Below are 23,867 nucleotides of genomic sequence, written 5' to 3'. Positions count from 1 at the left end.
TATCAGCCCAATGCCAGTTCGAAAGCCTTGCGGAAACCGGCCTTCTCTTCGCTGGTCAGCGGTTGCAGCGGCATCCGCGCATTGCCGGCATCGAAGCCGGCCAACTCACAGCCGTACTTGACCTTCTGAATGAACTTGCCGGACTCCATGTCGGCCAGAACCGGGAACAGCGAGCGCACGATGGCCTGGGCACCGTCCTGATCGCCCGTCGTGTATTTGCTGTAGAAATCACAAACCTGTTGGGTCAGGCAGTTGGCCGGGCCGCAGATCCAGCTGGTCGCGCCCCACAGGAAGAAGTCCAGCGCCTGGTCATCGGACCCGCAGGACAACTGATAGTGGTCCTTGTACGTGTTGCCGATTTCGATGGCCCGCAGCAGGTTGCCGCTGCTTTCCTTGATCGCGATCACGCGTTTGTTGTCCTTGAATGCTTCCAGCACGCCGAAGCCGACTTCAACGTTGGTGCGGACCGGGTAGTTGTACAGCACCACATTGATGTCCGGTGCCGCATCGAGAATGGCCTGGTAGTGACCGATCAGCTCATCCTGTGAAGGCAATGCGTAGTAAGGCGGCGCGATCAGCAGGTTGGTGTAACCCGCGTCACGGGTCTGTTTGACCTGCTCGATCACCTCGCGGGTGCAGGAGCCATTGGCACCGGCAATCAGCACACCACGGTCACCCACCACTTCACGCACGGTGGCCAGGATCTGCCGACGCTCTTCATTGGTCAGCGCGTAGTACTCACCGGTGGACCCCAGCGGCACGAAGCCGGTGACGCCTGCCTTGAGTTGATGCTCGATGATGTTGGAGAGCATGTCGTAATTGACCTTGCCGGCCTTGTCGAACGGTGTGACCAGAGCAGGCAGGATGCCTTTGAGTTGAGTCATTGCAGACACTCCACGGATTTGGATACGAGGGTTGGGGTTAGTACGCATAACGACGCAGCATCCGCGTCTCGACCACGCCGACCAGACGGGTCAGCGGGAACGCCACGAGGAAATAGATGACTGCCACCGCCGAGAGAAACTCGACCGGGCGGGCCGTGCTGTTGGAGATGTTCTGGCCGACGAACATCAGGTCGGCGATGCCCACCGAGGAAATCAGCGCGCTCTCCTTGAACAGCGAAACCACGTTGGAGAGCAGCGGCGGAATGCCCCGCAGCAGGGCCTGGGGAAACACGACGAAAATGGTTTTGTTCCACGAGGCCAGGCCCAGCGCGACGCACGCGTCGTACTGCTCGCCCGGAATGGATTTGAGCGCGCCACGGAAGGTCTCGCTGGTGATCGCGGTCATGTACAGGGTCAGCGCCAGAAGCACCGACAGGTAGGGCGGGATATCGACGCCGAATACCACGGGGAAACAGAAAAACACCCAGAACAGCTGAATCAACAACGGCGTGCCGCGAAACAGTTCCACATAGAGCCCGGCCGGTACGCTCAACCAGCGATGGTGGCTTGCACGCAACAGGCTCAGGAAGAACCCGCACAAACTGCCCAGGATCGCGCAGCCGACGGTGAACGCCAGCGTCAGCGCCAGCCCCTGCAACAAGGCTTGCCAGTAAGAAAACACCACGGTGAAATCAAGGTTCATGACAGTCTCCTCAGCGCGCGAGCGCAGCGTCCTGACGCCGCTCCAGCCACTGCACGAACTGAGCAATGGGCAGCGACAGGGCGAAGTAGATGAGCGCGATCAGCGAATAGGTTTCCAGCGGGCGATAGGCTTCGGTGGCGATGCTTTTGCCGACGTACATCAAGTCCCCTACCGCCACGATCGCCACCAGTGCACTCTGCTGCAGGATCGAGATGCCGTTGGTCATCAGCACCGGCACGGCACTGCGCAATGCCTGGGGAAGGATCACGTAGAGGGTGCGCTGCCAGGGCCTCAGTCCCAGGGCGACGCAGGCATCCAGGTGTTCACGGGGTACGGCCTGAACGCCAGCCCGATAGGCTTCGGCATTGAATGCGGTCAGGTTCAACCCCAGGGCAAGCACGCCCATGGTGATCGGGTCGATGAACACATCGAAGAGCATCGGCACGCAGTAGAAGAACCAGACGATCTGCAACAGGACCGGCGTGCAGCGGAAAAACTCGATGAACAGCTGGGCCGGCCAGCGCAGGAAAAACCAGCGGCTCAAGGTCAGCAGACACAGGCCGAAACCCAGCACCAGCCCGACGATGTTCGACACCAAAGCCAATTGCAGTGTGACTTTCAGGCCATCCCACAGCAGGCCGAAGTTGCCCTGGAGAAAGTTGAAGTCAAATTGATAGTTCATGAATTGATCCTCAATCCAGGTGCAACACTTTTTCCAGGAACTCGCGGGTGCGCGGTTCCCTGGGCTGGGTGAACAACTGATCGGGATGGCCTTGCTCGACCACTTTGCCGTTGGCGCAAAACACCACGCGGGTGGCGATATGCCGGGCGAAATGCATGTCGTGGGTGACGATGATCATCGCCATCTTCTGCTCAGCCAGTTGCAGCATCACGTTCTGCACTTCGATGACCATTTCCGGATCGAGCGCCGAGGTGACCTCGTCGAACAGCATCAACTTGGGTTCGAGCATCAGGGCACGGGCAATGGCCACACGCTGTTTCTGGCCGCCGGACAGTTGGCTGGGGTAAACGTTGAGTTTGCTCTCCAGACCCAACCGGGCAAGCAACGCCCTGGCTTTCTCGGTGGCCTGGGTTTTCGACAGGCCATGCACTTTCATCGGGGCCAGGATCAGGTTGCCCAGCACAGACAGGTGCGGAAACAGGGTGTAGTGCTGAAACACCATGCCCACCTGGGTTTGCAGCGAGCAATCCATGGGCTTGCCTTTACCTCGGGCATTGCCATCGATGTAGGGCTTGCCCTGGAAACGGATGGTGCCGCCCTGAATGCTTTCGAGGCCCATCATTACCCGCAGCAGAGAGCTTTTGCCGCTGCCGCTGGGACCGATGATGACCAGTCGATCGTCGGCGCGCATATCCAGGTCCAGGTGGTCCATCACCACCAGGTTTTCGCCGTAGGATTTGTACACGTCACGCAGCTGAATGAACTCGCCGCTCGACGTTTCGCGCACGTGCAGAGGCCGTGCCGGCACCGCTGCCAGATTGGAAGCTTTCATTGATCATTCTCCGGGAGCGCGCAGCCCGCCGCGCGCTCGACATCGGCAGGGTTTACTGAGGGGTTTTGTCGGCGTTGGCCAGTTGCGAAGCCTTGTCGACCAGGGCGTCGATCTCACCGGTCTCGCGTCGCTGGGAGATGTAGATGTTCAGCGTCTGCAAGTCAGCGGGGCTGACATCACGGCGGACACCAAACGCTACGCCCTGCTTGGCCAGCGCGGGTTTGGGCAGCACTTCCTTCGACCAGCCGGGGTTCGCTACCGCAAACAGGTGGTTGGTGTCGCTGGCATCGACCAGCACGTCAGCGCGCTTGGACATGACCGCCAGCCGCACCTCGTCCATGCCCGGCAGGCGCATGATCTTGCCCTGCTTGATCGATCCGGAAATGGCCTTGTCCTGGGCGGTCCCGGACATGACCGCGAAGGTCACTTCAGGTTTGTCGAAATCGGCGAGGGTGTTGCCCGCATTGGCCAGTTTCGGGTTGTCCTTGTTGATCAGAAACGACACCTGATAGTCAGTGGCTGGCACCGAAAAGCCTACGGCGAGTGCGCGTTCCGGGGTCTGGTTAAGCGCCATGGCCATGTCCCATTTGCCACCTTGCAGCCCGGCCACCAGGTTGTCCCAGTTGGTGTCGACGAACTCGACCTTCACCTTCAACACCTTCTCGCCGAAGTCCCGGCACAGGTCCACGAAGTAGCCGCTGTATTCACCAGAGCGGGCATCGCGCATGACGTAAGGCGCGGCAACCGCCGCTCCGCAGCGCAGGACGCCGGCTTTCTGTATGTCTTTCCAGAGTGAAACATCAGCCGCCTGGGCTGGGACCTGAGTGAGCAGCGCGCCAATGGCGGATGCACAAACGAGCATGTTGCGGATGGTGCGAGGAAGGAACCGAGCCATTTTGACCTCTCCGATAATTTCGTTCTTGTAGGCAGGAAGGTACAAATCAACATCTCTGTGCGCTGTCATGTGTGCAGCGCTGTATGCAGATTAGTTTTGAACGAATCGGGCTGTCAACACGCTTCGAAAAAAATATCGGGAAAGTGACCGAGCGGTCGGACGAGCGCTTTTTCAAGGAAATGCAGGTGACGGTGACGACTTGCCCCGCCTTAGTTAAAAAAAATCAACACCAAGGTTGAAATCCCGGCTCTGTCGCGTAAGGCTGTGCAACCAGTAACGTTATGAAAAACCTTTAAAGAGAAGTGAAGCTCCTGTGCTCAAGATCCCCGCCAGGCAAACACTCACCATATTCCCCCTCTACTGCCGGTACTGACCGCATGATCCAAGTCACTGAAGTTTCCATTGCCCAACTGCGCACTGCGCTCGAATCCGGCCAGACCACGTCGGTCGAATTAGTGCAGGCCTACCTCGCCCGGATCGACGCCTACGACGGCCCCGACACCCCTACCGCGCTCAATGCCGTGGTGGTGCGCAACCCCGATGCGCTCAAGGAAGCGCAAGCCAGCGACGAGCGTCGCGCCAAGGGCCAGACCCTCGGCCCGCTGGATGGTATTCCCTACACGGCCAAGGACAGTTATCTGGTCAAGGGCCTGACCGCCGCGTCGGGCAGCCCGGCCTTCAAGGACCTGATTGCCTACCGCGATGCGTTCACCATCGAGCGCCTGCGCGCCGCCGGGGCGATCTGCCTGGGCAAGACCAACATGCCACCGATGGCCAATGGCGGCATGCAGCGCGGGGTCTATGGCCGTGCCGAGAGCCCGTACAACGCTGACTACCTCACCGCCCCGTTCGCCTCGGGTTCATCGAACGGCGCCGGCACCGCCACCGCCGCCAGTTTCGCCGCCTTCGGCCTGGCTGAGGAAACCTGGTCGAGCGGTCGTGGCCCGGCGTCGAACAACGGCTTGTGCGCCTACACGCCTTCGCGCGGGGTGATCTCGGTGCGCGGCAACTGGCCGCTGACGCCGACCATGGACGTGGTCGTGCCGTTCGCCCGGACCATGGCCGACCTGCTCGAAGTGCTCGATGTGGTAGTGGCCGAAGATACCGATACCCGTGGCGACCTGTGGCGCCTGCAACCCTGGGTGCCGATTCCGAGCGTGGCCTCGGTGCGTCCTGCTTCCTATCTGGAACTTGCGGCAAAAGCCGATTCGCTCGCGGGCAAACGCTTTGGCATTCCGAAGATGTACATCAACGCCGACCCCGAAGCGGGCACCAGCGAAGCACCCGGTATCGGTGGCCCGACCGGGCAGCGCATCAACACCCGTCCTTCAGTGATCGGTCTTTGGGAGCAAGCCCGCAAGGCCCTCGAAGCCGCCGGTGCCGAAGTGCTCGAAGTGGATTTCCCGCTGGTCTCCAATTGCGAAGGCGATCGTCCTGGCGCGCCGACCGTGTTCAATCGCGGGATCGTGTCCAAGGAGTTCCTGCATCATGAACTGTGGGACCTGACGGCGTGGGCGTTCGATGACTTCCTGCAAGCCAACGGCGACCCGAAATTGAACCGCCTGGTGGACGTCGACGGCCCGCAGATTTTCCCCCATGACCCTGGGACCCTGCCCAATCGCGAGGGCGACCTGGCCGCCGGCATGGACGAATACGTGAAGATGGCCGAGCGCGGCATCACGCCCTGGGACCAGATCAGCACGGTGCCAGACGGCCTGCGCGGGCTTGAGAAGACCCGCAAGATCGATCTCGAGGACTGGATGGATCGGCTGGGCCTGGATGCGGTGTTGTTCCCCACTGTCGCCGACGTTGGCCCGGCGGATGCCGATGTCAATCCGGCGTCGGCGGACATCGCCTGGAGCAACGGTATCTGGGTGGCCAACGGCAACCTCGCGATCCGCCATCTGGGCGTTCCGACCGTTACGGTGCCCATGGGTGTCATGCCGGATATCGGCATGCCGGTCGGCCTGACCTTTGCCGGCCGAGCCTATGACGACTCGGCGCTGCTGCGTTTTGCAGCGGCGTTCGAATCGACCGGGAGCAAACGCCTGATCCCGCCGCGTACCCCGCCGCTGCCTACCGGTCAATAAATTAACTGTGGGAGCGAGCCTGCTCGCGAATGCGGAGTGTCAGGCGACATAAATAGCGACTGATACATCGCTTTCGCGAGCAGGCTCGCCCCCACAGGGTTTCGCAGTGTTCCCCTAAATGGGGTTTTGCATTGACCGTGTCAGAACGGCACGGTCAATTTCATCCAATAGGCATTGCCCTGCGCGCGGTTGCGCACTTCGGTTTCCTGCTCCCATTTCCCCGTGACGAACCATCCCGCCTTGCTGGTGTATTTGATCGAAGGCCCGATGGCCAGCGCACGCCCCTTGTTGTTTTCAATCGTCTCGCCATTCTGGCGGTCGTCGGTGGTCTGTCGGTAGTAGTAGCCGCCAACGCCCAATACCCAGCCGTTACCCAGGCCCCAGCCGACGGCATAGTCGACATGAAACTCCTGGCCCGAACGGTAGTCGGTCGCCGGATTTTCGCGGTTGAAGTCGTACATGATCTTGGCATCGAGGTTGAGCCCGTCCGGGTCGATGTACGACATGGCGTAGACCGGTTCGATCACCCAGTAATTGCGCCCGGTGTTGGCCAGGTCGCCACGGTCGTAGCGACCGGTCGGGGCGATCATGTCCAGGGCGAGGATGCTGTGGAATTTTTCGCTGTGGTGAAAGCCCAGCGCCGGACCGAAGATCACGTCGCCCAGGCCTTGTTTGCTTTGTGACTGGCCATTGAGTTCAACCTTGAGATCTACCAGCGGCACGATGGCGTGCAACGCCACGCTGGCACCGAACAGGGTGTAGTCGCTGACCCAGATCAGTCGCGGGGTGACGGCATTGGCACGCACGTGAAAATCCACCGGGAGTTTGCGGCCATCGTTGCCGCGCAGGTTGTCGGCTTCATAGTGAGTGACAAACAGTTGCCCGTAGAAACCCGGTGGCGGCATCGCCCCGGACATGTAGTTTTCCGCCCCCAGCGGGTAGGAAGTACCTCCGCCTTCGGTGGCATGGGCCACCAGAGGCAAGGCGGTCAAAGCAGCGGTCACGATCAGTTGTTTTGTGGTGGGAGTCATGCAGTTCAACCTTTCTTATTGTTATTGGCCCCTGTGGGAGCGAGCCTGCTCGCGAAAACGGTGTGTCAGCTGGCAAAAATGTCGACTGACACGCCTCCTTCGCGAGCAGGCTCGCTCCCACAGTGGATTTGTGGCGAGCTTCAGATTCTTTTGAACAGCGCGGAACGCTGGGTCGACTCGCCCCCGTCAGCGGCGCTGTAGAAGCGTTCCATGAAGATGTCGCGCTCGAACAAGCGCCCTTGCATCAGGCAGGTGATGGCCGAGTCGATCATCACCGGCGGTCCACACAGGTAGGCCTTGCGACTGCTGAAACGGCCGTCGAAATGCTGCTTGGCCGCGTCATGCACATAGCCCTTGAAGCCGGTCCATTCGGTATCTTCCACCGCTTGGCTGAGCGCCGGCACGTAGGTGAAGTTGGCGTGATCCCGGGCCAGTGCCTCGAACAGCTCGCGGTTGTACAGTTCGGCGCGATTGCGCGCGCCCTGGAACAACACGATCTGCCGACTGTCGCCCGCTTCCAGCAGGTCGAGAATCATTGACTGCGGGCTCGACAAACCCGAACCGCCGGCGATGAAAATCAGGTCACCGCTTTGCGAGCCACGGACGAAGAACTGTCCGTAGGGTCCCGAGAGATCCACCGTATCGCCGACCTTCAACTCGTCATGAATCATGCCGGTGGCCAGCCCACTTTCGACCCTCCGTACATGCAGTTCGACTTCATCGGCACGGCTCGGCGGATTGGCCAGCGAGAAGGCCCGCGTACCTTCGATGCCGGGCAATTGCAGGTTGATGTATTGCCCTGCCTGAAAGGACATGGGCCGATCAAGCTTGAGGTGCACGCCCTTGATGGTCGGTGACAGGTCAACCAGCGCGCTGACCACCGCGCGATAGTCCTCGATCGGATGCCCGAGGAAATCCGGGTCGGCATCGATGTCGGCCTCAATCACCATGTCGCTCTGCGGGATCGCGCAGCACGCCAATACCTTGCCTTCATCACGCTCCATGTCCATCAGTGCAAAGGACGAGGCCGCGCCCAGGTCCGCTTCCCCTTCCAGCACCTGGACCTTGCAGGTGGCGCAGGTGCCATGGCCGCAGGCAAACGGCAACCAGACGCCCTGGCGCAACGCGGCCTGGAGAATGGTCTGCCCTTCTTCCACTTCGATCTGTTCGCCAGTGGGTTCGATGGTGACTTGGTAACTCATGGCCGTGTCCTCAGTTGAAGCTGCCGGCAATGCCGTTCAAGCCGGGGGTATTGAGGTGCAGCAGGCTCTTGTGGTCGATGCCGTTGGCAATCAGGCTCGCTGCGTTGTCCGGGGTGAGCGGCCGGTCGTTGAGGCGCCACAGCGCCTGACTGAAATCGACCCGCGCCGCATCCGGGTGTTGGGCAATCGAGGGCTTGACCACCTGCTCGATGAAGTCGCCGAACGGCATCGCCGGTGGCAGTGGAAAGGTAAAGGGCGCGCAGAACATCAGGTGTTTTTCCCAGCACAGGTACACCAGTTGCAGGCCGTGGAAGTTTTCCTGGCGGTCCAGGGGTTGGGCGTTGTAGGCGCCGATGGCTGTCATGGGCATGATCGTTTCCTTTTTATTGTCAGTTGAACTGTGGGAGCGAGCCTGCTCGCGAAGGCGGTGCAACAGGCACTGAAGCGGGTGAATGTTCTGGCCTCTTCGCGAGCAGGCTCGCTCCCACAGTGGATCGGTGTTTAACCAGTCTTGAGCCGGTCCGGGTCGACGGGGTTGGCCGGCGCGGAGTTGCGCTCCTTCGGGTGCCAGTCCTGCCAGCGTCGATGCTCGGTGGAGTCCAGGTATTCGAAGTTGTCCTGGCCGGGGTTGATGTTGTAGTAGTCGCGCACCACCGACTCGACATCGCCGCCACCGCAGTTGCCCTGCAGGATCTGGTGTACCGGCAGCCAGGCCTGGATGTATTTGGTCGGCTCGTATTCGAAGATGTCGCAGCAACCCTGGGAGCAGAAGTGATAGCGCTCGCCTTCGTGCTCGGCGCTGCGATGGCTGAGGGTCGTCGGGTCGTCCGGCTCGCCGAATGACAGCGGGATCTGACAAATCTGGCAGAGCATCGGCAGCGTCGGGTTGTAGAAGCGCTCGCCCTTCTCTTGCAGCGCACGCCAGTGTTCAAAGCGTGGGCGGTAGATCTTGTCGAAGGTGTCCGGGTACTTGGAGGACAACCAATCCAACTCTTCGTCAGTGGGCATCCAGGTATGGAAGTTGGTCGCCTGGCTGTACTGGTAGAAGATCGACCAGGCCTGATGACTGACGTGGTCCTTGCCGATGTTCGCCTCTTCGACGTGCTTGGGCGGGCGGATGCCGTAGCGCTCCAGGTCCTTGAACAGCGCCCCGCCCGCCTCTTCGAAGTAAACGCCCCAGGCTTCAGACCAGGACATGACTTTGTTGGGCAGCATGTAGTCCATCATCATCCCCACCAGCGTCAGCAGGCGGTAGCCGCGCCAGAACCACTTGTCGATCCAGCGCTGGATGATCGGCACGTTGTCTTCGTGCTGCTCCAGCAGGAACTTGATGACTTCCAGGCCCAGGGTCATGTGCCGGGCTTCGTCGGACTGCGCGGAGAAGCCGAAGGTGACGGTGGCCATGTCGCCGTTGAACGCCGCGCCCGACATGAAGGGCACGAATAGCAAGTTGGTCAGCACGTATTCGAACGAAAACGAAATCGCCGTCAGGAATTCGAACGGGCCCGCTGTGCGCGCATCTTCGAAGAACGACTTGGGCACCGAGAGGAACCACACCCGGTCGTGCATATGGGCGAAATCATGCAGGCCGTTGAAGTGCTTGTTGTAGTGACTCATGGCATGGATCTGGGTCTGCACGTGGCGCAGTTCGTCGATGGCCTGCATCTGGCAGGCGATACGCGCACCGGCGCCGCTGAACTGCCGACCGACCCTCGCGAAGCCCTGATAGGCCTGGTATTCCAGCGGCGTGACACCCGACAGAAACAGCTTCAGCGCGTTGACATAACGAGCGTCCGACAGCGTGGTATGGCCGTTGTTTTGCGAGAACGCATCGAAGATCGCGTAGAGCTTTTTCTCTTTCTCGGCCTGGTATTTCCAGTAGGTGTCCATGGTCAGGCGGAACGGGTCTTCCCACTTGTCCCAGTCGGTGATCTTGATCCCTTCGAAGCGCTCGTGAGGGTAGATGTCTTCGTGGGTCTGGTAGCTCGGCTCCCAGTCCAGGTCACGGGTCATGCAGCGGTATTTTTCTTTGGCATTGAGGCGTTTTTTCACGGCCATGATGGCGCTCCCGAATTCTTGTTATGGATCAGTGGCGGCAAGCTCGATCAGCGGTTCCAGTACAGAGAAAAGCTGTCGTCCTCTTCCACGACGTTGCCGCCCAGGGTGATCACGTACATCAGCATTTCCTGGATGTCCCAGGGACTGCCGGTGAGCTCTTCCACCGTGTCGCGACGGATATCCAGGCGGCCTTCGGCCTCGATGCGGATCATCGATGGCTGGTGCTGGATCTCGGCGTGGGGGTTGTCCTGCACGATGGCGTCGACGATCGATCGGGCGTAATCTGTGTCCTGCAGGTTCATGTAGACGAGGGAAGTCATGATTGGGCTCCTGAGAGGCCGATTTTTTTCAGGCGAGCGCTGAATTCGCTGCACACCGCATCGAGTGCCGATACATCCAGACCCAGGCCAGCCAGCGGTTGCAGTGCCTCCACCGAGCGAAGGCTCCAGTGATCGATCCAACCCTGCACGAGCGTCTTGTTGACCGCACTTTCGTTGACCACAGTCTTGAGCAGGCCATCGACCCAGCGCTGGCTTTCGGCGAACCACAGGCGCATGAATTCGGTGAGCATGCCGACCTGGCCGGCGCCGTTGGCCGACAGTTGTTCGTCGAGTTTGTGGAACAGCAGCGGGTACACCAGACCGTCACTGACCAGGTTTTGCGCCACGGTCAGTTCGAACCAGTCGCGAACCACCAGGGTGTCCTCGACGTAGCGGCGCATGCCCTGCCACGCCGGATCGTTGAGCCACTGTTGCTTGGCCTGGGCCAGCAGCAACACGTCGCCGTCATCGAGCATCAGGCCGATCCGCGACAGGTACTGGGCGATGCCCAAACGGTCCATGGCCTGGAACATGTGCATCTGCGTGACGCTGGTGCCGAAGCCATCGGCGGCGATGTTGCTGTTGTTCATATTGGCGCCCATCTCGGCGTGACGCAGCGGCAACAGCAGCTTGCTGATCAACTGGACATTGGTGCCGGACAGTCCGGCGAGCATGTCGCGCTTTTCGCAGAAGGCGTAATCGTGCTCGGCGTTTTCCTGCATCTTCGCCCGGGCCTGGACATAGGCGCCGTAGTAGTACTGGCGCGGGTCGCTGACCGCGTACCAGTCGGCCATGACCACCGCGGTGCGGGTGGCATCGTTGAGCAGCTTGTCCGGTTGCCACAGCGGCCGGTAGTGGAAATTGGTCGCCGACTCCAGGTCGAAACTGGCTTCCTGATAACGGCTGGCGACCTTGTCGCCAAACCGGCGACGGGTGTGGCTGAAGGTGTTGCGGATCGTCTCGACGGTGGTCGTCTTGATCTCGACACTCATGGAGTGGACTCCTGTGGTTATTGTTCTTTAGGGATGTCTCGGGATAGGGTCGGCTCAGTCCGCGTCGCGGGTTTCGCCGTAGCGCCACTTGCGCGCATCGGCGTCGAGGGCCTCGGACATCTGCGTGTCCATGTGCTGCACCCGGTTGTTTTCGCAGAACAGGCGAAACGCCTGACGCGGCAGCACCAGCTCGACGAAGAGGTCGGGAAAGCCGATGGCGAAATCGAATTCGACGAAGGTGTCGTCAGGGCCGCTGCGCACGCGGATGTAGCGCGGCATCTGATCGAAAGTGCTGGCGGGTAAGTTCATGCTCGGGTACTCCCTTGTTATGTTCGGGGTACGGAGCAACAAGGGTGCCAGCGCTGCAAAATCGCCTAAAATTGATTTTTTATTCGTTTAAATACAGATAGTTACGGAACGTACCCGCAACAAACGAGCGATCAAAGCCAAGTCAGTAGCCCACGCCACGGACTGTCAAATTGATCATTTGCTCAATCGTCTGCGGTGCCTTCGATCAAATGAACCAATCACGTGGCGATTGACTTTTCACTCGCTTTCAGGCCGCTTAGAAAAAGAGAAACCGACCTGCCTTGCCTGAAAAATACCGGTCGCTATCGATGCGTAAAAAAACCGCCATGGCCTGAGCGGAACGCGTCACCACCCCAATAACTACAACCCCAGGGGCGCAGTGAATGATCACCACGTACAAGGCTTCCCAGCTCCCGCCACCGCTCAAGGACCTGAGCGATCAGGTTCGCTTTCACGGGCGTGAGGGAAAAATCTGGCTGGACGAACAGCGCATGTTGTTGATCCAGGTGTCGATGATGGCGTCGTGCAGACGCGAGCTGATTGAAATGCTCGGCGTCGAACGCGCCAAGGGATTTTTCCTGCGCCTGGGCTATCAATCCGGGCTCAAGGACGCCGAGCTGGCGCGCAAGCTGCGGCCCCAGGGCAGCGATATCGAAATGTTCTTTACCGGCCCGCAATTGCACTCGCTCAAGGGCATGGTCAACGTCCGTCCGCAGGCAATCGACATCGACCTGGAGAATGGCCAGTTCTATGCGGACATCGAATGGCAAGACTCCTTCGAAGTGGAAAACTGCCAGAGCGAAAACCTGCACTCCGAGCAGCCGGTGTGCTGGATGCTGCTCGGTTATGCCATCAGCTACAGCTCGTTTTTCCTCGGTCGGCAGATCATCTACAAGGAGGTCAGCTGCCGCGGTTGCGGTGACGCCCAGTGCCGGATCATCGGCAAACCGGCCGAGCAATGGGACGATGCCGAGGAGATCATGCGTTACTTCCAGAGCGATCCGATCATCGATGAACTGCAAGCGTTGCAGGTGCAAGTGGCGAACATGCGCCAGCGCTTGCAGATCGAGGCCGGCAAGTTTTATGGCATCGGCCAATCGGCGATCTATCGCCGCACCTGTTCACTGATCGACAAGGTGGCCCTGGGCAAGGCGTCGGTGTTACTGCTGGGCGAAACCGGCGTGGGCAAGGAAGTCATCGCCCGCAGCCTGCACTTGCGCAGCGAGCGCGCCGGCGGGCCGTTCATCGCGCTGAACTGCGCCGCGATCCCGCCGGACCTGATCGAGGCCGAGCTGTTCGGCGTGGAGAAAGGCGCTTACACCGGCGCCCAGCAATCGCGCATGGGCCGCTTCGAACGAGCCAATGGCGGTACGCTGTTTCTCGATGAGATCGTCGAATTGAGCCCACGGGCGCAGGCCACTTTGCTGCGGGTGTTGCAGGAGCAGGAACTGGAACGGGTCGGTGACTCGCAGACCCGCAAGGTCGATGTACGTGTCATCACCGCCACCCATGAGGACCTCGAAAGTGCAGTCAAGCAAGGGCGTTTTCGGGCTGACCTGTTCTACCGCCTGAACGTGTTCCCGGTGCGTATCCCGGCCTTGCGTGACCGTCGCGAAGACATCCCGCTGTTGATCGAACACTTCCTGGAAAAACTCCACGCCAGCTACAAGAAAAAGACCTTGGGTCTGTCCGACCGGGCCTTGCAGATGTGCCTTCAGTACGACTGGCCCGGCAACATCCGCGAGCTGGAAAACCTGATGGAACGGGGCGTGATCATTACCGATGAGAACCAGAGCATCACCGTCGATGCCCTCTTCCCGCACTCGCCGCAACTGGCCGAAAGCATAGGCCTGGCCAGTGACGGTCGGCTGGTCAAGGCCACTGCGCCCCCCGGCCAGGACTGGATCGACAAGATCATCGACAGCGGTATTGCGCTGGACTCGGTGGAGGACGCACTGATTCACGCGGCCATGGAACGCAGCCAGCAAAACGTCTCGGAAGCGGCACGTTTGCTGGGCCTGACGCGTCCGGCGCTGGCCTATCGCCTGAAAAAAACACCCGCGGACAAGGGTTGATCCGTCGCGCAAAACCGGACATACGAGACCTCCTGTAGGAGCTGGCTTGTCGGGTCGCCGCATCGCAGCGAAGACGGCGGCACAGTCAACATCAATATCGACTGACAATACGCTTTCGCTGGCAAGCCAGCTCCTACAGGGGGGGCGTACACCCGCGCAAGCCGGGCCGCTTTGCGGACGGACTACAACAACGGAATCGCGTAGTTGATGATGAAGCGACTCTGATTGACGTCGCGGCCCGCGTCAGTGTTCGACTGGCCGTTGCGCAACGAGAAGCTGACGTTTTTGAACGTACCCGACTGAATCACGTAGTCCAGGGTCATGTCGCGTTCCCATTCCGATTGATCCCCGGCATCTTGCGTCTTGATGCCGGTCCCCTTCAGATACACGATCGATGCTTTCAGCCCCGGCACGCCCAGCGCCACGAAGTCGTAGGTGTACTGACCGAAACCGGTCTGCTCGCCTGCGCGGGTAAAGCTCTGGATCATGCGGTCGGTGGGCAGGTAGACGCTGCCGCCACCGGCGCCTTTGTCCGGCAGGCTGCCCTGGTTCGGCTGCACGAAGTTGCTGCCGTCCCCTACCCGCTGATACCCCAACGCCACCGCGTGGCCGCCATTGGCATAAGTGATCATCGCGGCCCAGGTGCTGTTGTCGATTTCACCGTCGTTGTCCCGGGTGTAACCCGACACCCGATAGCCCTGCGCCCGGCCCGCGGCCGAGCTGTTGGCACCGCTCGACGTAGTGCGGAAGTAGCGCAGGTCAGTGGTGATCGAACTGCCGTCGTCGAACGGCAGGAGATGGGTCAGCCCGAAGAAGTTCTGGTTATAGAAATCCTCCAGCTGTGCGACGTAATACTGGGCCTTGAGGGTTTTGGTGACCTCGTAGTCGCCACCGGCGAAGGAGAATTTGTTGCTGTCCCGAGTGGCGCCGGCGACCGACAGACCGGTGCGATCCGTCGAGGCACGTCCCACGGCGTGCTCCAGCACACCGCCGGTCAGGGTCAGGCCATCGATGTCTTTCGAGGTGATCTGGGTGCCGGTGAACGACTGCGGCAATACACGGGCATCGTTGGAGATCAGAATCGGCAGTTTTGGCAGCAGCGTGCCGTAGCGCAACTCGGTTTTGCTGATGCGCATCTTTGCCGTCGGGCCAAAGCTACTCCAGGTGTCGGCAGCCCCGTCACCGTCGGTCGGGATCATGCCGCTGCCGATGTGTCGCCCCGTTCCGCTGTCGAGCGTCACGCCGAGCAGGGCCTGGGCATCGAGGCCGAAACCGACTGTGCCCTGGGTGAAACCAGACTCGTAGCGCAGCACGAAACCCTGGGCGGCTTCTTCGGTTTTCGAAGGGGCGGCACTGCCGTCGCGGTTGTCGCTGTTGAAATACAGGGTTCGCATCGACAGCGTGGCCTTGCTGTCTTCGAGAAAACCGTGGGCGTTGGTGTCTGCGGCCTGGACGCACATCGAGCCGATGGCTAGGAGTATGGCGGTGGGGATTACTCGGTTGAACATACGGGGCTCCTGGGTGTTTTCTTATCGTTATTGGGGTGTTTCGTTATCAATTCCGGCGCGCAAGATGACGCGCCCGATGGGTGAGCATGGGCTTAAAGCTTTCGAGTTTTTTGGCGGCTGACACACTGATGGATTAGGCGCACGCATCCCTGTGTAGGAGCTGGCTTGCCAGCGAATGCGCTGGTTCAGACGACATATTTATCGCCTGAAAGACTGCATTCGCTGGCAAGCCAGCTCCTACAAGTCAAGCGTTGGTGAAACTCTTAAAACATTTCGAGACGCAATTATCAAACAAGGTGAAAGTAGTTTTCGTGGAGGGATAAGGCCTGTCGTACACAGGCACGGCCAGGCGTCGTATCTGAAAATCCACCCCACCGGTTTTCATCGATTTCCCCGGCCCACATCGAACCTCGCGCCCTGTCGAGTGATGGTCGATACTGCTTTTTCACCCCCGTACCGAGGAGACGCAAGATGGCCCTGACTCTGTACTACCACCCTCTTTCATCGTTCTGTCACAAAGTGCTGATCGCGCTCTACGAACATGAAGTCGAATTCGAAAAGCGCCTCATCGACCTCTCGAGCCCGGCCGACCGGGCAGAGCTCGAAGCGCTGTGGCCACTCATTAAATTCCCGGTGATCCGCGACCACGACCGGCAGCGCGTCGTGCCGGAATCGAGTGTCATCATCGAGTACCTGGACCGTTTGTATGCCGGTCGACATCCGTTGATTCCCGAGGATTTTGACACCGCGTTGCAAGTGCGGCTGTGGGATCGTTTTTTCGACCAATACATCCAGGGGCCGCTGCAACAGATCGTCGCCGATCGCCTGTACGCCACCCACGGCGACCTGACGAAACAACGGGCCACCCTGCGGACCGCCTACGGCATGCTCGAACGCCAGTTGTCGCAAAACACCTGGGTGGCCAGCCCTGACTTCAGCCTGGCCGATTGCTCTGCCGCCCCGGCCCTGTTCTATGCCAGCACCCTCGTGCCGCTTCCCGACGACTGCCCGCACTTGAATGCTTACTTCGAGCGTTTGATCCAGCGACCTTCGTTCCAGCGGGTCATTGACGAAGCCAGGCCGTGGTTCTCTTTTTATCCGTTTGCCGAGGCCCTGCCAGAACAGTTTCGCTAGCCGTCGTACACCGTCATCAAAGCTGGCCCGCGCCTTGCTTTGGCTGATTCCGCCCAGGGGTAAACGCCCACACTGGCGCAATCGCGGAGGTACTCATGGCGGGGGAAACAACGCTGGCGGTATGGATGGCTGCGCTCGCAGCCATCGTGATCGTCATGGTGACGGTCTGCGTGGCCGCCGCGGCGGCGCGGGTCTTGGCGGCCGCTTTCACGGCCATTGGCCTGGCGCAAAGGAACATGCCGCCCATCCAGCCCCTCGCAGCGCTGGCCCTCACGTCGAACCAGGTATTGATCATGGCGACCCTGCAAACCGGGAGCCTGGCGACGGTCACCGAGCTGATGCAACAGGTCAATCTGCTGATGATCACGGCCACGCTATAGGCACGTCGTTCACCGGCAACACTCCCCATAAAGCCAACCAATCACAGGGAATTTCCCCAATGTCGGGGGTACCTTCGCCCGGCCGGTTGCGCGTATGACGATCCGGGCCTATGGTCCAGACGAAGCATTGCCGCGATCGGCGCGATGACTCGCCGCCGATCGCTGGCCTTCCATCGAGGATCCATGCAGCGAGGTGACGCCATGCCGAACGACTCCCGCCCTGCCGTGCTCGAACTCATCGGCAACACGCCGCTGGTGCGTGTCAGCCGTTTCGATACCGGTCCCTGTACCCTGTTTCTCAAGCTCGAATCACAAAATCCCGGCGGCTCGATCAAGGACCGCATCGGCCTGGCGATGATCGATGCCGCCGAGCGTGATGGCCGTCTCAAGCCCGGTGGCACCATCGTCGAAGCCACCGCCGGCAACACTGGCCTGGGCCTGGCCCTGGTCGGCCGTGCCAAGGGTTACCGGGTGGTACTGGTGGTGCCGGACAAGATGTCCACCGAGAAGGTGCTGCACCTCAAGGCGATGGGCGCCGAAGTGCACATCACCCGCTCCGATGTCGGCAAGGGTCACCCCGACTACTATCAAGACGTTGCCGCGCGGCTGGCCGAGGAAATTCCCGACGCCTTCTTCGCCGATCAGTTCAACAACCCGGCCAACCCGCTGGCCCACGAATACAGCACGGCGCCCGAGATCTGGGCGCAGACCCAACATGATGTTGATGCCATCGTCGTCGGCGTCGGTTCCGCCGGCACCCTGACCGGGCTGACCCGCTTCTTTAATCGCGTGCAGCCGGACCTGGAAATGGTTCTGGCCGACCCCGTCGGTTCGGTGATGGCCGAATACAGCCGCAGCGGCACCCTCGGCACACCCGGCTCCTGGGCCGTGGAAGGCATTGGCGAAGACTTCATTCCGTCGATTGCCGACCTGTCGAGCGTGCGCCACGCCTACTCGATCAGCGACGAGGAAAGCTTCGATCACGCCCGTCAGCTCCTGCGTGCCGAAGGCATCCTCGGCGGTTCGTCGACCGGCACCCTGCTCGCGGCGGCACTGCGTTATTGCCGTGAACAAACCGAGCCGAAACGGGTGGTCAGCTTCGTCTGCGACACCGGCACCCGTTACCTGTCAAAGGTCTACAACGATCAGTGGATGTCCGATCAGGGCCTGCTGCAGAGCAAACACTACGGCGACCTGCGCGACCTTATCGCCCGGCGCTTCGAGGATGGCCGGGTGATCAGCGTGGGACCGGATGACACCCTGCTCACCGCGTTCCAGCGCATGCGCCTGGCGGATGTCTCGCAATTGCCGGTGCTGGTGGGTGGCAAGCAACTGGTCGGGGTGATCGATGAGTCCGACATTCTGTTGAACGTTCAGAACGGTGACGCGCACTTTCGCATGACCGTGACCAGCGCCATGACCGACAAACTGCAAACCCTGGCTCCCGACGCCAGCCGGGCGCAACTGCAAGAAGTGCTCGACCGCGGGCTGGTGGCAATCATCGCCGACGCCTCGGGTTTCCACGGCCTGATCACCCGGGTCGACATGCTCAATCACTTACGGAGAACCCTTGCATGACTCAGCACGACAAAAACGCCGCGCCACGTGGCTTCGCCACCCGGGTGATCCACGCCGGACAAACGCCGGACCCCACCACCGGGGCGCTGATGCCGCCGATCTATGCCAACTCCACCTACCTGCAAGACAGTCCCGGCGTGCACAAAGGCTTCGACTACGGGCGGTCGCACAACCCGACACGTTTTGCACTGGAACGCTGTGTGGCGGATCTCGAAGGCGGCACCCGAGGCTTCGCCTTCGCCTCCGGGCTGGCGACGATCTCTGCCGTACTTGAACTGCTCGATGCCGGCTCGCACATTGTCTCCGGCAACGATTTGTATGGTGGGACGTTCCGCCTGTTCGACAAGGTGCGCCAACGCAGCGCCGGGCATCGTTTCAGTTATGTCGACCTGACCGTACCGGGCGCCTTCGAAGCGGCGTTGCAGGACGACACGCGCATGGTGATGGTCGAGACACCGAGCAATCCCCTGCTGCGCCTCACCGACCTGGCCGCCATCGCCCGCACCTGCCGTGACCGCGGCATCATCTGCGTGGCCGACAACACCTTTGCCAGCCCCTGGATCCAGCGTCCGCTGGAGCTGGGTTTCGACATCGTGCTGCACTCGACGACCAAGTACCTCAATGGCCACTCCGACGTGATCGGCGGCATCGCCGTGGTCGGGCAGAACGCCGAACTGGCCGAGCGCCTGGGCTTCCTGCAGAACGCGGTGGGGGCCATCGCCGGACCGTTCGATGCCTTTCTCACCCTGCGGGGCGTGAAGACCCTGGCGCTGCGCATGGAACGTCACTGCAGCAACGCGCTGGAGCTGGCGCAATGGCTGGAACGGCAACCGCAGGTGGCACGGGTCTACTACCCCGGCCTGCCCTCGCACCCGCAGCACGAACTGGCGCGCAAGCAAATGCGCGGCTTCGGCGGGATGATCTCCCTGGACCTGAACACTGACCTGGCCGGCTCGAAACGCTTCCTGGAAAACGTGCAGATCTTCGCCCTGGCCGAGAGCCTGGGCGGCGTGGAAAGCCTGATCGAACACCCGGCCATCATGACCCACGCCACCATGCCCGCCGCCACCCGCGCACAACTGGGTATCGGCGATGCGCTGGTGCGGTTGTCCGTGGGGGTCGAGGATGTCGAAGACCTGCGGGCGGACCTGGCTCAGGCACTGGCGCGGATTTAACGGGGCTGCACTGTAGGAGCTGGCTTGCCAGCGAACGCGTATTGTCAGTCGATATTGATGTTGACTGTGCCGCCGTCTTCGCTGCGATGCGGCGACCCGACAAGCCAGCTCCTACAGGTACGCATGTTCTCCACGGCGCCCCCTAATCCTCAAAGCGCCCCACGCCGTCTCGGTCATGCGCGTAACGTCTGGCCAGTGGAAACGCCGGCAGCCAGGACTCCCGACGAACCGTCCAGCTTTCGTAGGTGGGCGTCAGTTGGTCAGGTGCATCCAGGGATCCGAGGTTCACTTCGACTTCATCGCCGGTGCGGGCAAATACGGAGGAACCGCAGCGCGGACAGAAGAACCGTCCGGCGTAGTCCCTGGTTTCACCGTCGATGGTGACCGCATCCCCCGGGAAAATCGCGGAGGCGTGAAACAGTGCCCCATGGTGTTTGCGGCAATCGAGACAGTGACAAAGGCCGACCCGGTAGGGACGTCCCGACGCCACTATTCGAACATCGCCGCACAGGCAGCCGCCGGTGAATCGGTCCATTCTGCGTCTCCTCTGCAAACAAAAGGTCGGTTTAAAAATAGCAGTTCGATGAAGGCCCACATCAGGCCATTGGCCTATGCTTTGATCCAACCCACAACACCGGTCACCGACATGCCCGCCCCCGAATCCACCCTCCTGCAAAGCTGGCACCACAATGCCCCCGCCTGGATCGAAGCCATCCGCACGGGCAGTATCGAAAGCCGCCTGAAGGTCACCGACCAGGCCATCCTGCTGGCGGTGCAGGGTCGCCAGCCCCGGCGCGTGCTCGACCTGGGCTGTGGCGAAGGCTGGCTGTTGCGGGCGCTGGCGGAACGGGCCATCGAGGCGGTCGGTGTGGATGGCGATGCGACGCTCGTCGAGGCGGCGCGGGCGTCGGGCGCTTCGCCGGTGCATCTGGCGAGCTATGAAGCGTTGGTGGACGCGACAGTGGACATCGGCCGTGACTACGACCTGATCTGTGCCAACTTCGCCCTGCTGCACCAGGACATCATCCCGTTGCTCGCTGCCATGAAAACCCTGCTCTCCCCTGGTGGTGCGCTGGTGATCCAGACCCTGCATCCATGGAGCGTGGCGGCGGGCGACTATCAGGATGGCTGGCGCCAGGAGACCTTCACCGGGTTCAAGGGGCAGTGGCAACCCATGCCGTGGTATTTCCGTACCTTGTCCAGTTGGCTCAATGCATTGGACATGGGCGGCTTTCGGCTGAGCGAACTGCGAGAGCCGCAGCACCCGCAAAGCCCTGTGCCGCAGTCGCTGCTGCTGGTGGCCACGCCTTGCGACGAATGATTACTACAATCCCTTTAACGCCTCGACAGCGTTAAGCAAATACAGTCGACTGTAAGAGCCGGCTTGCCAGCGACGGTCGCTAACGATAACGCGTATGGATTGGCAAACCATGTCGCTCCTGGGTCCTTCGCTGCCGTGCGGCGTTCCGACAAGCCAGCGCCTGCAAAGGGTCGACACAGTCTGCGAAAAATCCGCTTAAACGCTTACAATCCAGCCTTTTCATCGCGAACCCGACAGGCAGTAAAGACATGGCGCTTGACCCTCCCACGATGTTGGCAATCTCGACCGCCCTCGCCGCGGCCGCCGCGCTGTATCTGGCGGTCGAGTGGCGCAGCATTCGTGAATCCTCACTTCTGATCTGGAGCGCGGGTTTTGCAACGATTACCGTGGGTTCCACACTCGCCTTGCTGCGCATGAGCGGCCTGTTGCTGATCGGCATCTGGTTCGCCAACGGCCTGCTGGTCATGGCCCACTGGTTTTTCCTGCTCGGTGTCGCCCGCTTCACCCAGGCGCGTCTGTCTCGTGCCTGGTACCTGATTTTCGTCGCCTGGCTTGCCTTGCTGTTACTGCCGGACGAACCGTCATGGTCGAAGATCATGTTGCTGGCCAATTCGTTGCTGATTGCCCTGTTGTCGTTCAGGGCCAGCCTGCTCCTGCGTCCCCATGGCAAGTCGTTGAGCGTGGGGGCGGTACAACTGCGTTATGTGCTGCTGGTCCACGGTCTGTTCTATCTCGTCAAGGCGATCACGGCAGTGGTTCCGGGCACCCTGATCGATCTGGCCTCCCTGCGTGGCGAGATCATTCAGATATCTCTGGTCGAGGGCGTGATGGCGATCATGTTGATCGCCCTGTCGATGACCGGAACCGAGCGCTACCAGCGGGAGAGACGCATCGCACATCTGGCCGAACGTGATCCGTTGACCGCCCTGTACAACCGCCGAGCCCTGGAGCAGCGGGCCGTGCGTTTGTTGGGTGAAGTCTCGACCGCTCGACCGGGTGCGTTGCTGCTGATCGATATCGACAACTTCAAGCTGGTCAACGACCTGTACGGCCACACTGCGGGCGACCGGCTGCTGGTGGCGCTGAGCGAGATGATTCGTTCAGTGGTGCCCGAAGGCGCGTTGGCCGCCCGGCTGGGCGGTGACGAGTTTGTCATCCTGCTCAGTCACGCTTCGAGCGAGCGAATCGTGGCGCTGGGCAACGCACTGCGTGACCAGTTTCACAGCACCGCCTCACAGACATTCGCCACGCCCGAAGCAGTGACCCTGAGCATCGGCGCCAACCTGTTCGACCAGCCGCCGGCCAGCCTGGCAGCCTTGATCGAGCAAGGCGACGTGGCGCTTTACGAGTCCAAACGCGGTGGACGCAACCGTATCCGCCTGGTCGATGGGACCCTTGCGCGCGGTGAAGCTTTGCGGGCCCGTTGATTCGCTGTTGGTGGTGGGTGTTGGGCGGGAGCGGGCTTGCTCGCGAAAGCGGTGGGGCTGAGGACATCTCTATTGGATGTGCCGCCCTCTTCGCGAGCAGGCTCGCTCCCACAAGGGATTTCTGGCGACCGAAACATTGGCGTTCACTGAAGCTCAACACTGTGGGAGCGAGCCTGCTCGCGAAAGCGGTGGGGCTGAGGACATCTCTATTGGATGTGCCGCCCTCTTCGCGAGCAGGCTCGCTCCCACAAGGGATTTCTGGCGACCACAACATTGGCGTTCGCTGAAGCTCAACACTGTGGGAGCGAGCCTGCTCGCGAAAGCGGAGGGTCTGAGGACATCTCTTTTGGATGTGCCGCCCTCTTCGCGAGCAGGCTCGCTCCCACAAGGGATTTCTGGCGACCACAACATTGGCGTTCACTGAAGCTCAACACTGTGGGAGCGAGCCTGCTCGCGAAAGCGGTGGGTCTGAGGACATCTCTTTTGGATGTGCCGCCCTCTTCGCGAGCAGGCTCACTCCCACAAGGGATTTCTGGCGACCACAACATTGGCGTTCACTGAAGCGCAAAACTGTGGGAGCGAGCCTGCTCGCGAAAGCGGTGGGTCTGAGGACATCTCTATTGGATGTGCCGCCCTCTTCGCGAGCAGGCTCGCTCCCACAAGGGATTTCTGGCGACCACAACATTGGCCTTCACTGAAGCTCAACACTGTGGGAGCGAGCCTGCTCGCGAAAGCGGTGGGTCTGAGGACATCTCTATTGGAGGTGCCGCCCTCTTCGCGAGCAGGCTCGCTCCCACAAGGGATTTCTGGCGACCACAACATTGGCCTTCACTGAAGCGCAACACTGTGGGAGCGAGCCTGCTCGCGAAAGCGGTGGGTCTGAGGACATTTCTATTGGATGTGCCGCCCTCTTCGCGAGCAGGCTCGCTCCCACAAGGGATTTCTGGCGACCACAACATTGGCGTTCGCTGAAGCTCAACACTGTGGGAGCGAGCCTGCTCGCGAAAGCGGTAGATCAGTCGACTTCAATGTTGAATGAGAAACCGTATTCGCGAGCAGGCTCACTCCCACAAGGGATTTCTGGCGACCACAACATTGGCGTTCACTGAAGCGCAACACTGTGGGAGCGAGCCTGCTCGCGAAAGCGGTGGGTCTGAGGACATCTCTATTGGATGTGCCGCCCTCTTCGCGAGCAGGCTCGCTCCCACAAGGGATTTCTGGCGACCACAACATTGGCGTTCACTGAAGCGCAACACTGTGGGAGCGAGCCT

General features: G+C 61.0%; 22 protein-coding genes. 8 read left to right on the top strand and 14 right to left on the bottom strand.

The window, feature by feature from the left end:
- Positions 1-2: 2 nt before the first annotated feature.
- The 5 genes from BJ917_RS25560 to BJ917_RS25540 are packed head-to-tail and all read right to left on the bottom strand — an operon-like array spanning position 3 to position 3,996.
- Positions 3-884: a dihydrodipicolinate synthase family protein gene (locus BJ917_RS25560; protein WP_121105164.1), complete on the bottom strand. Its 882-nt coding sequence runs from the start codon at positions 882-884 to the stop codon at positions 3-5.
- Positions 885-921: 37 nt separating this feature from the next.
- Positions 922-1,587: an amino acid ABC transporter permease gene (locus BJ917_RS25555; RefSeq protein ID WP_121105162.1), complete on the bottom strand. Its 666-nt coding sequence runs from the start codon at positions 1,585-1,587 to the stop codon at positions 922-924.
- A 10-nt stretch (positions 1,588-1,597) separates the two neighbouring features.
- Complete coding sequence (locus BJ917_RS25550) at positions 1,598-2,269, bottom strand: amino acid ABC transporter permease (RefSeq protein WP_096512125.1); 672 nt, start codon at positions 2,267-2,269, stop codon at positions 1,598-1,600.
- Between the two features lie 10 nt (positions 2,270-2,279).
- On the bottom strand, positions 2,280-3,101 hold the full coding sequence (locus BJ917_RS25545) for an amino acid ABC transporter ATP-binding protein (protein ID WP_096512126.1): 822 nt from the start codon (positions 3,099-3,101) through the stop codon (positions 2,280-2,282).
- 52 nt (positions 3,102-3,153) lie between these two features.
- Positions 3,154-3,996 (bottom strand): transporter substrate-binding domain-containing protein, encoded by an 843-nt coding sequence (locus BJ917_RS25540; protein WP_096515450.1) that lies wholly within the window; start codon positions 3,994-3,996, stop codon positions 3,154-3,156.
- 377 nt (positions 3,997-4,373) lie between these two features.
- On the opposite strand from BJ917_RS25540, the gene BJ917_RS25535 reads away from it, so the two are divergent.
- A complete protein-coding gene (locus tag BJ917_RS25535) occupies positions 4,374-6,086 on the top strand; it encodes an amidase (protein ID WP_121105160.1) in 1,713 nt (570 codons plus the stop codon).
- A 140-nt stretch (positions 6,087-6,226) separates the two neighbouring features.
- Here BJ917_RS25535 and BJ917_RS25530 read toward each other — a convergent pair whose 3' ends face one another.
- The 7 genes from BJ917_RS25530 to BJ917_RS25500 form a co-directional block, all read right to left on the bottom strand.
- On the bottom strand, positions 6,227-7,117 hold the full coding sequence (locus BJ917_RS25530; RefSeq protein WP_121105158.1) for a transporter: 891 nt from the start codon (positions 7,115-7,117) through the stop codon (positions 6,227-6,229).
- A gap of 140 nt (positions 7,118-7,257) precedes the next feature.
- The gene (locus BJ917_RS25525) at positions 7,258-8,319 is read right to left on the bottom strand and encodes an NADH:ubiquinone reductase (Na(+)-transporting) subunit F (RefSeq protein WP_096512129.1); all 1,062 of its coding nucleotides are present in this window, start codon (positions 8,317-8,319) and stop codon (positions 7,258-7,260) included.
- 10 nt (positions 8,320-8,329) lie between these two features.
- Positions 8,330-8,689, bottom strand: a complete 360-nt coding sequence (locus BJ917_RS25520; RefSeq protein WP_121105157.1) for a phenol hydroxylase subunit P4 — start codon at positions 8,687-8,689, stop codon at positions 8,330-8,332.
- 131 nt (positions 8,690-8,820) lie between these two features.
- Entirely contained in the window at positions 8,821-10,377 is a 1,557-nt protein-coding gene (locus BJ917_RS25515) for an aromatic/alkene/methane monooxygenase hydroxylase/oxygenase subunit alpha (RefSeq protein ID WP_121105155.1), read from the bottom strand.
- A gap of 47 nt (positions 10,378-10,424) precedes the next feature.
- Positions 10,425-10,697: an MmoB/DmpM family protein gene (locus BJ917_RS25510; protein WP_096512132.1), complete on the bottom strand. Its 273-nt coding sequence runs from the start codon at positions 10,695-10,697 to the stop codon at positions 10,425-10,427.
- Positions 10,694-11,689, bottom strand: a complete 996-nt coding sequence (locus tag BJ917_RS25505) for an aromatic/alkene monooxygenase hydroxylase subunit beta (RefSeq protein WP_096512133.1) — start codon at positions 11,687-11,689, stop codon at positions 10,694-10,696. Before BJ917_RS25505 ends, BJ917_RS25510 begins: the two co-directional genes overlap by 4 nt.
- Positions 11,690-11,743: 54 nt before the next feature.
- On the bottom strand, positions 11,744-11,998 hold the full coding sequence (locus BJ917_RS25500) for a phenol hydroxylase subunit (protein WP_096512134.1): 255 nt from the start codon (positions 11,996-11,998) through the stop codon (positions 11,744-11,746).
- A 383-nt stretch (positions 11,999-12,381) separates the two neighbouring features.
- On the opposite strand from BJ917_RS25500, the gene BJ917_RS25495 reads away from it, so the two are divergent.
- Positions 12,382-14,073, top strand: a complete 1,692-nt coding sequence (locus BJ917_RS25495) for a sigma-54-dependent Fis family transcriptional regulator (RefSeq protein ID WP_096512135.1) — start codon at positions 12,382-12,384, stop codon at positions 14,071-14,073.
- Positions 14,074-14,255: 182 nt separating this feature from the next.
- Here the strand turns inward: BJ917_RS25495 and BJ917_RS25490 are convergent, their stop codons facing one another.
- Complete coding sequence (locus BJ917_RS25490; RefSeq protein WP_121105153.1) at positions 14,256-15,581, bottom strand: OprD family porin; 1,326 nt, start codon at positions 15,579-15,581, stop codon at positions 14,256-14,258.
- A 471-nt stretch (positions 15,582-16,052) separates the two neighbouring features.
- On the opposite strand from BJ917_RS25490, the gene BJ917_RS25485 reads away from it, so the two are divergent.
- The 4 genes from BJ917_RS25485 to BJ917_RS25470 all read left to right on the top strand — a co-directional run bounded on the left by BJ917_RS25485 (position 16,053) and on the right by BJ917_RS25470 (position 19,848).
- On the top strand, positions 16,053-16,715 hold the full coding sequence (locus BJ917_RS25485) for a glutathione S-transferase family protein (protein ID WP_121105151.1): 663 nt from the start codon (positions 16,053-16,055) through the stop codon (positions 16,713-16,715).
- A gap of 125 nt (positions 16,716-16,840) precedes the next feature.
- Positions 16,841-17,095: a hypothetical protein gene (locus BJ917_RS25480; protein ID WP_158602491.1), complete on the top strand. Its 255-nt coding sequence runs from the start codon at positions 16,841-16,843 to the stop codon at positions 17,093-17,095.
- 201 nt (positions 17,096-17,296) lie between these two features.
- The gene (locus BJ917_RS25475) at positions 17,297-18,673 is read left to right on the top strand and encodes a pyridoxal-phosphate dependent enzyme (protein ID WP_096515452.1); all 1,377 of its coding nucleotides are present in this window, start codon (positions 17,297-17,299) and stop codon (positions 18,671-18,673) included.
- Entirely contained in the window at positions 18,670-19,848 is a 1,179-nt protein-coding gene (locus tag BJ917_RS25470; RefSeq protein ID WP_121105147.1) for a PLP-dependent aspartate aminotransferase family protein, read from the top strand. Before BJ917_RS25475 ends, BJ917_RS25470 begins: the two co-directional genes overlap by 4 nt.
- 142 nt (positions 19,849-19,990) lie before the next feature.
- Here BJ917_RS25470 and BJ917_RS25465 read toward each other — a convergent pair whose 3' ends face one another.
- On the bottom strand, positions 19,991-20,383 hold the full coding sequence (locus BJ917_RS25465; RefSeq protein ID WP_121105145.1) for a GFA family protein: 393 nt from the start codon (positions 20,381-20,383) through the stop codon (positions 19,991-19,993).
- Positions 20,384-20,494: 111 nt separating this feature from the next.
- Between BJ917_RS25465 and BJ917_RS25460 the strand changes: the two genes are divergently transcribed.
- Both BJ917_RS25460 and BJ917_RS25455 read left to right on the top strand, forming a co-directional pair.
- Positions 20,495-21,169: a bifunctional 2-polyprenyl-6-hydroxyphenol methylase/3-demethylubiquinol 3-O-methyltransferase UbiG gene (locus BJ917_RS25460; protein WP_121105452.1), complete on the top strand. Its 675-nt coding sequence runs from the start codon at positions 20,495-20,497 to the stop codon at positions 21,167-21,169.
- Between the two features lie 248 nt (positions 21,170-21,417).
- Entirely contained in the window at positions 21,418-22,596 is a 1,179-nt protein-coding gene (locus BJ917_RS25455) for a GGDEF domain-containing protein (protein ID WP_121105143.1), read from the top strand.
- Positions 22,597-23,867 lie beyond the last annotated feature (1,271 nt).

Source organism: Pseudomonas sp. WPR_5_2 (assembly GCF_003634475.1).
Classification (GTDB): Bacteria; Pseudomonadota; Gammaproteobacteria; order Pseudomonadales; family Pseudomonadaceae; genus Aquipseudomonas; species Aquipseudomonas izuensis.
Note: the sequence above shows the minus strand (reverse complement) of the source record. Positions and strands in the feature narration are given on the sequence as shown.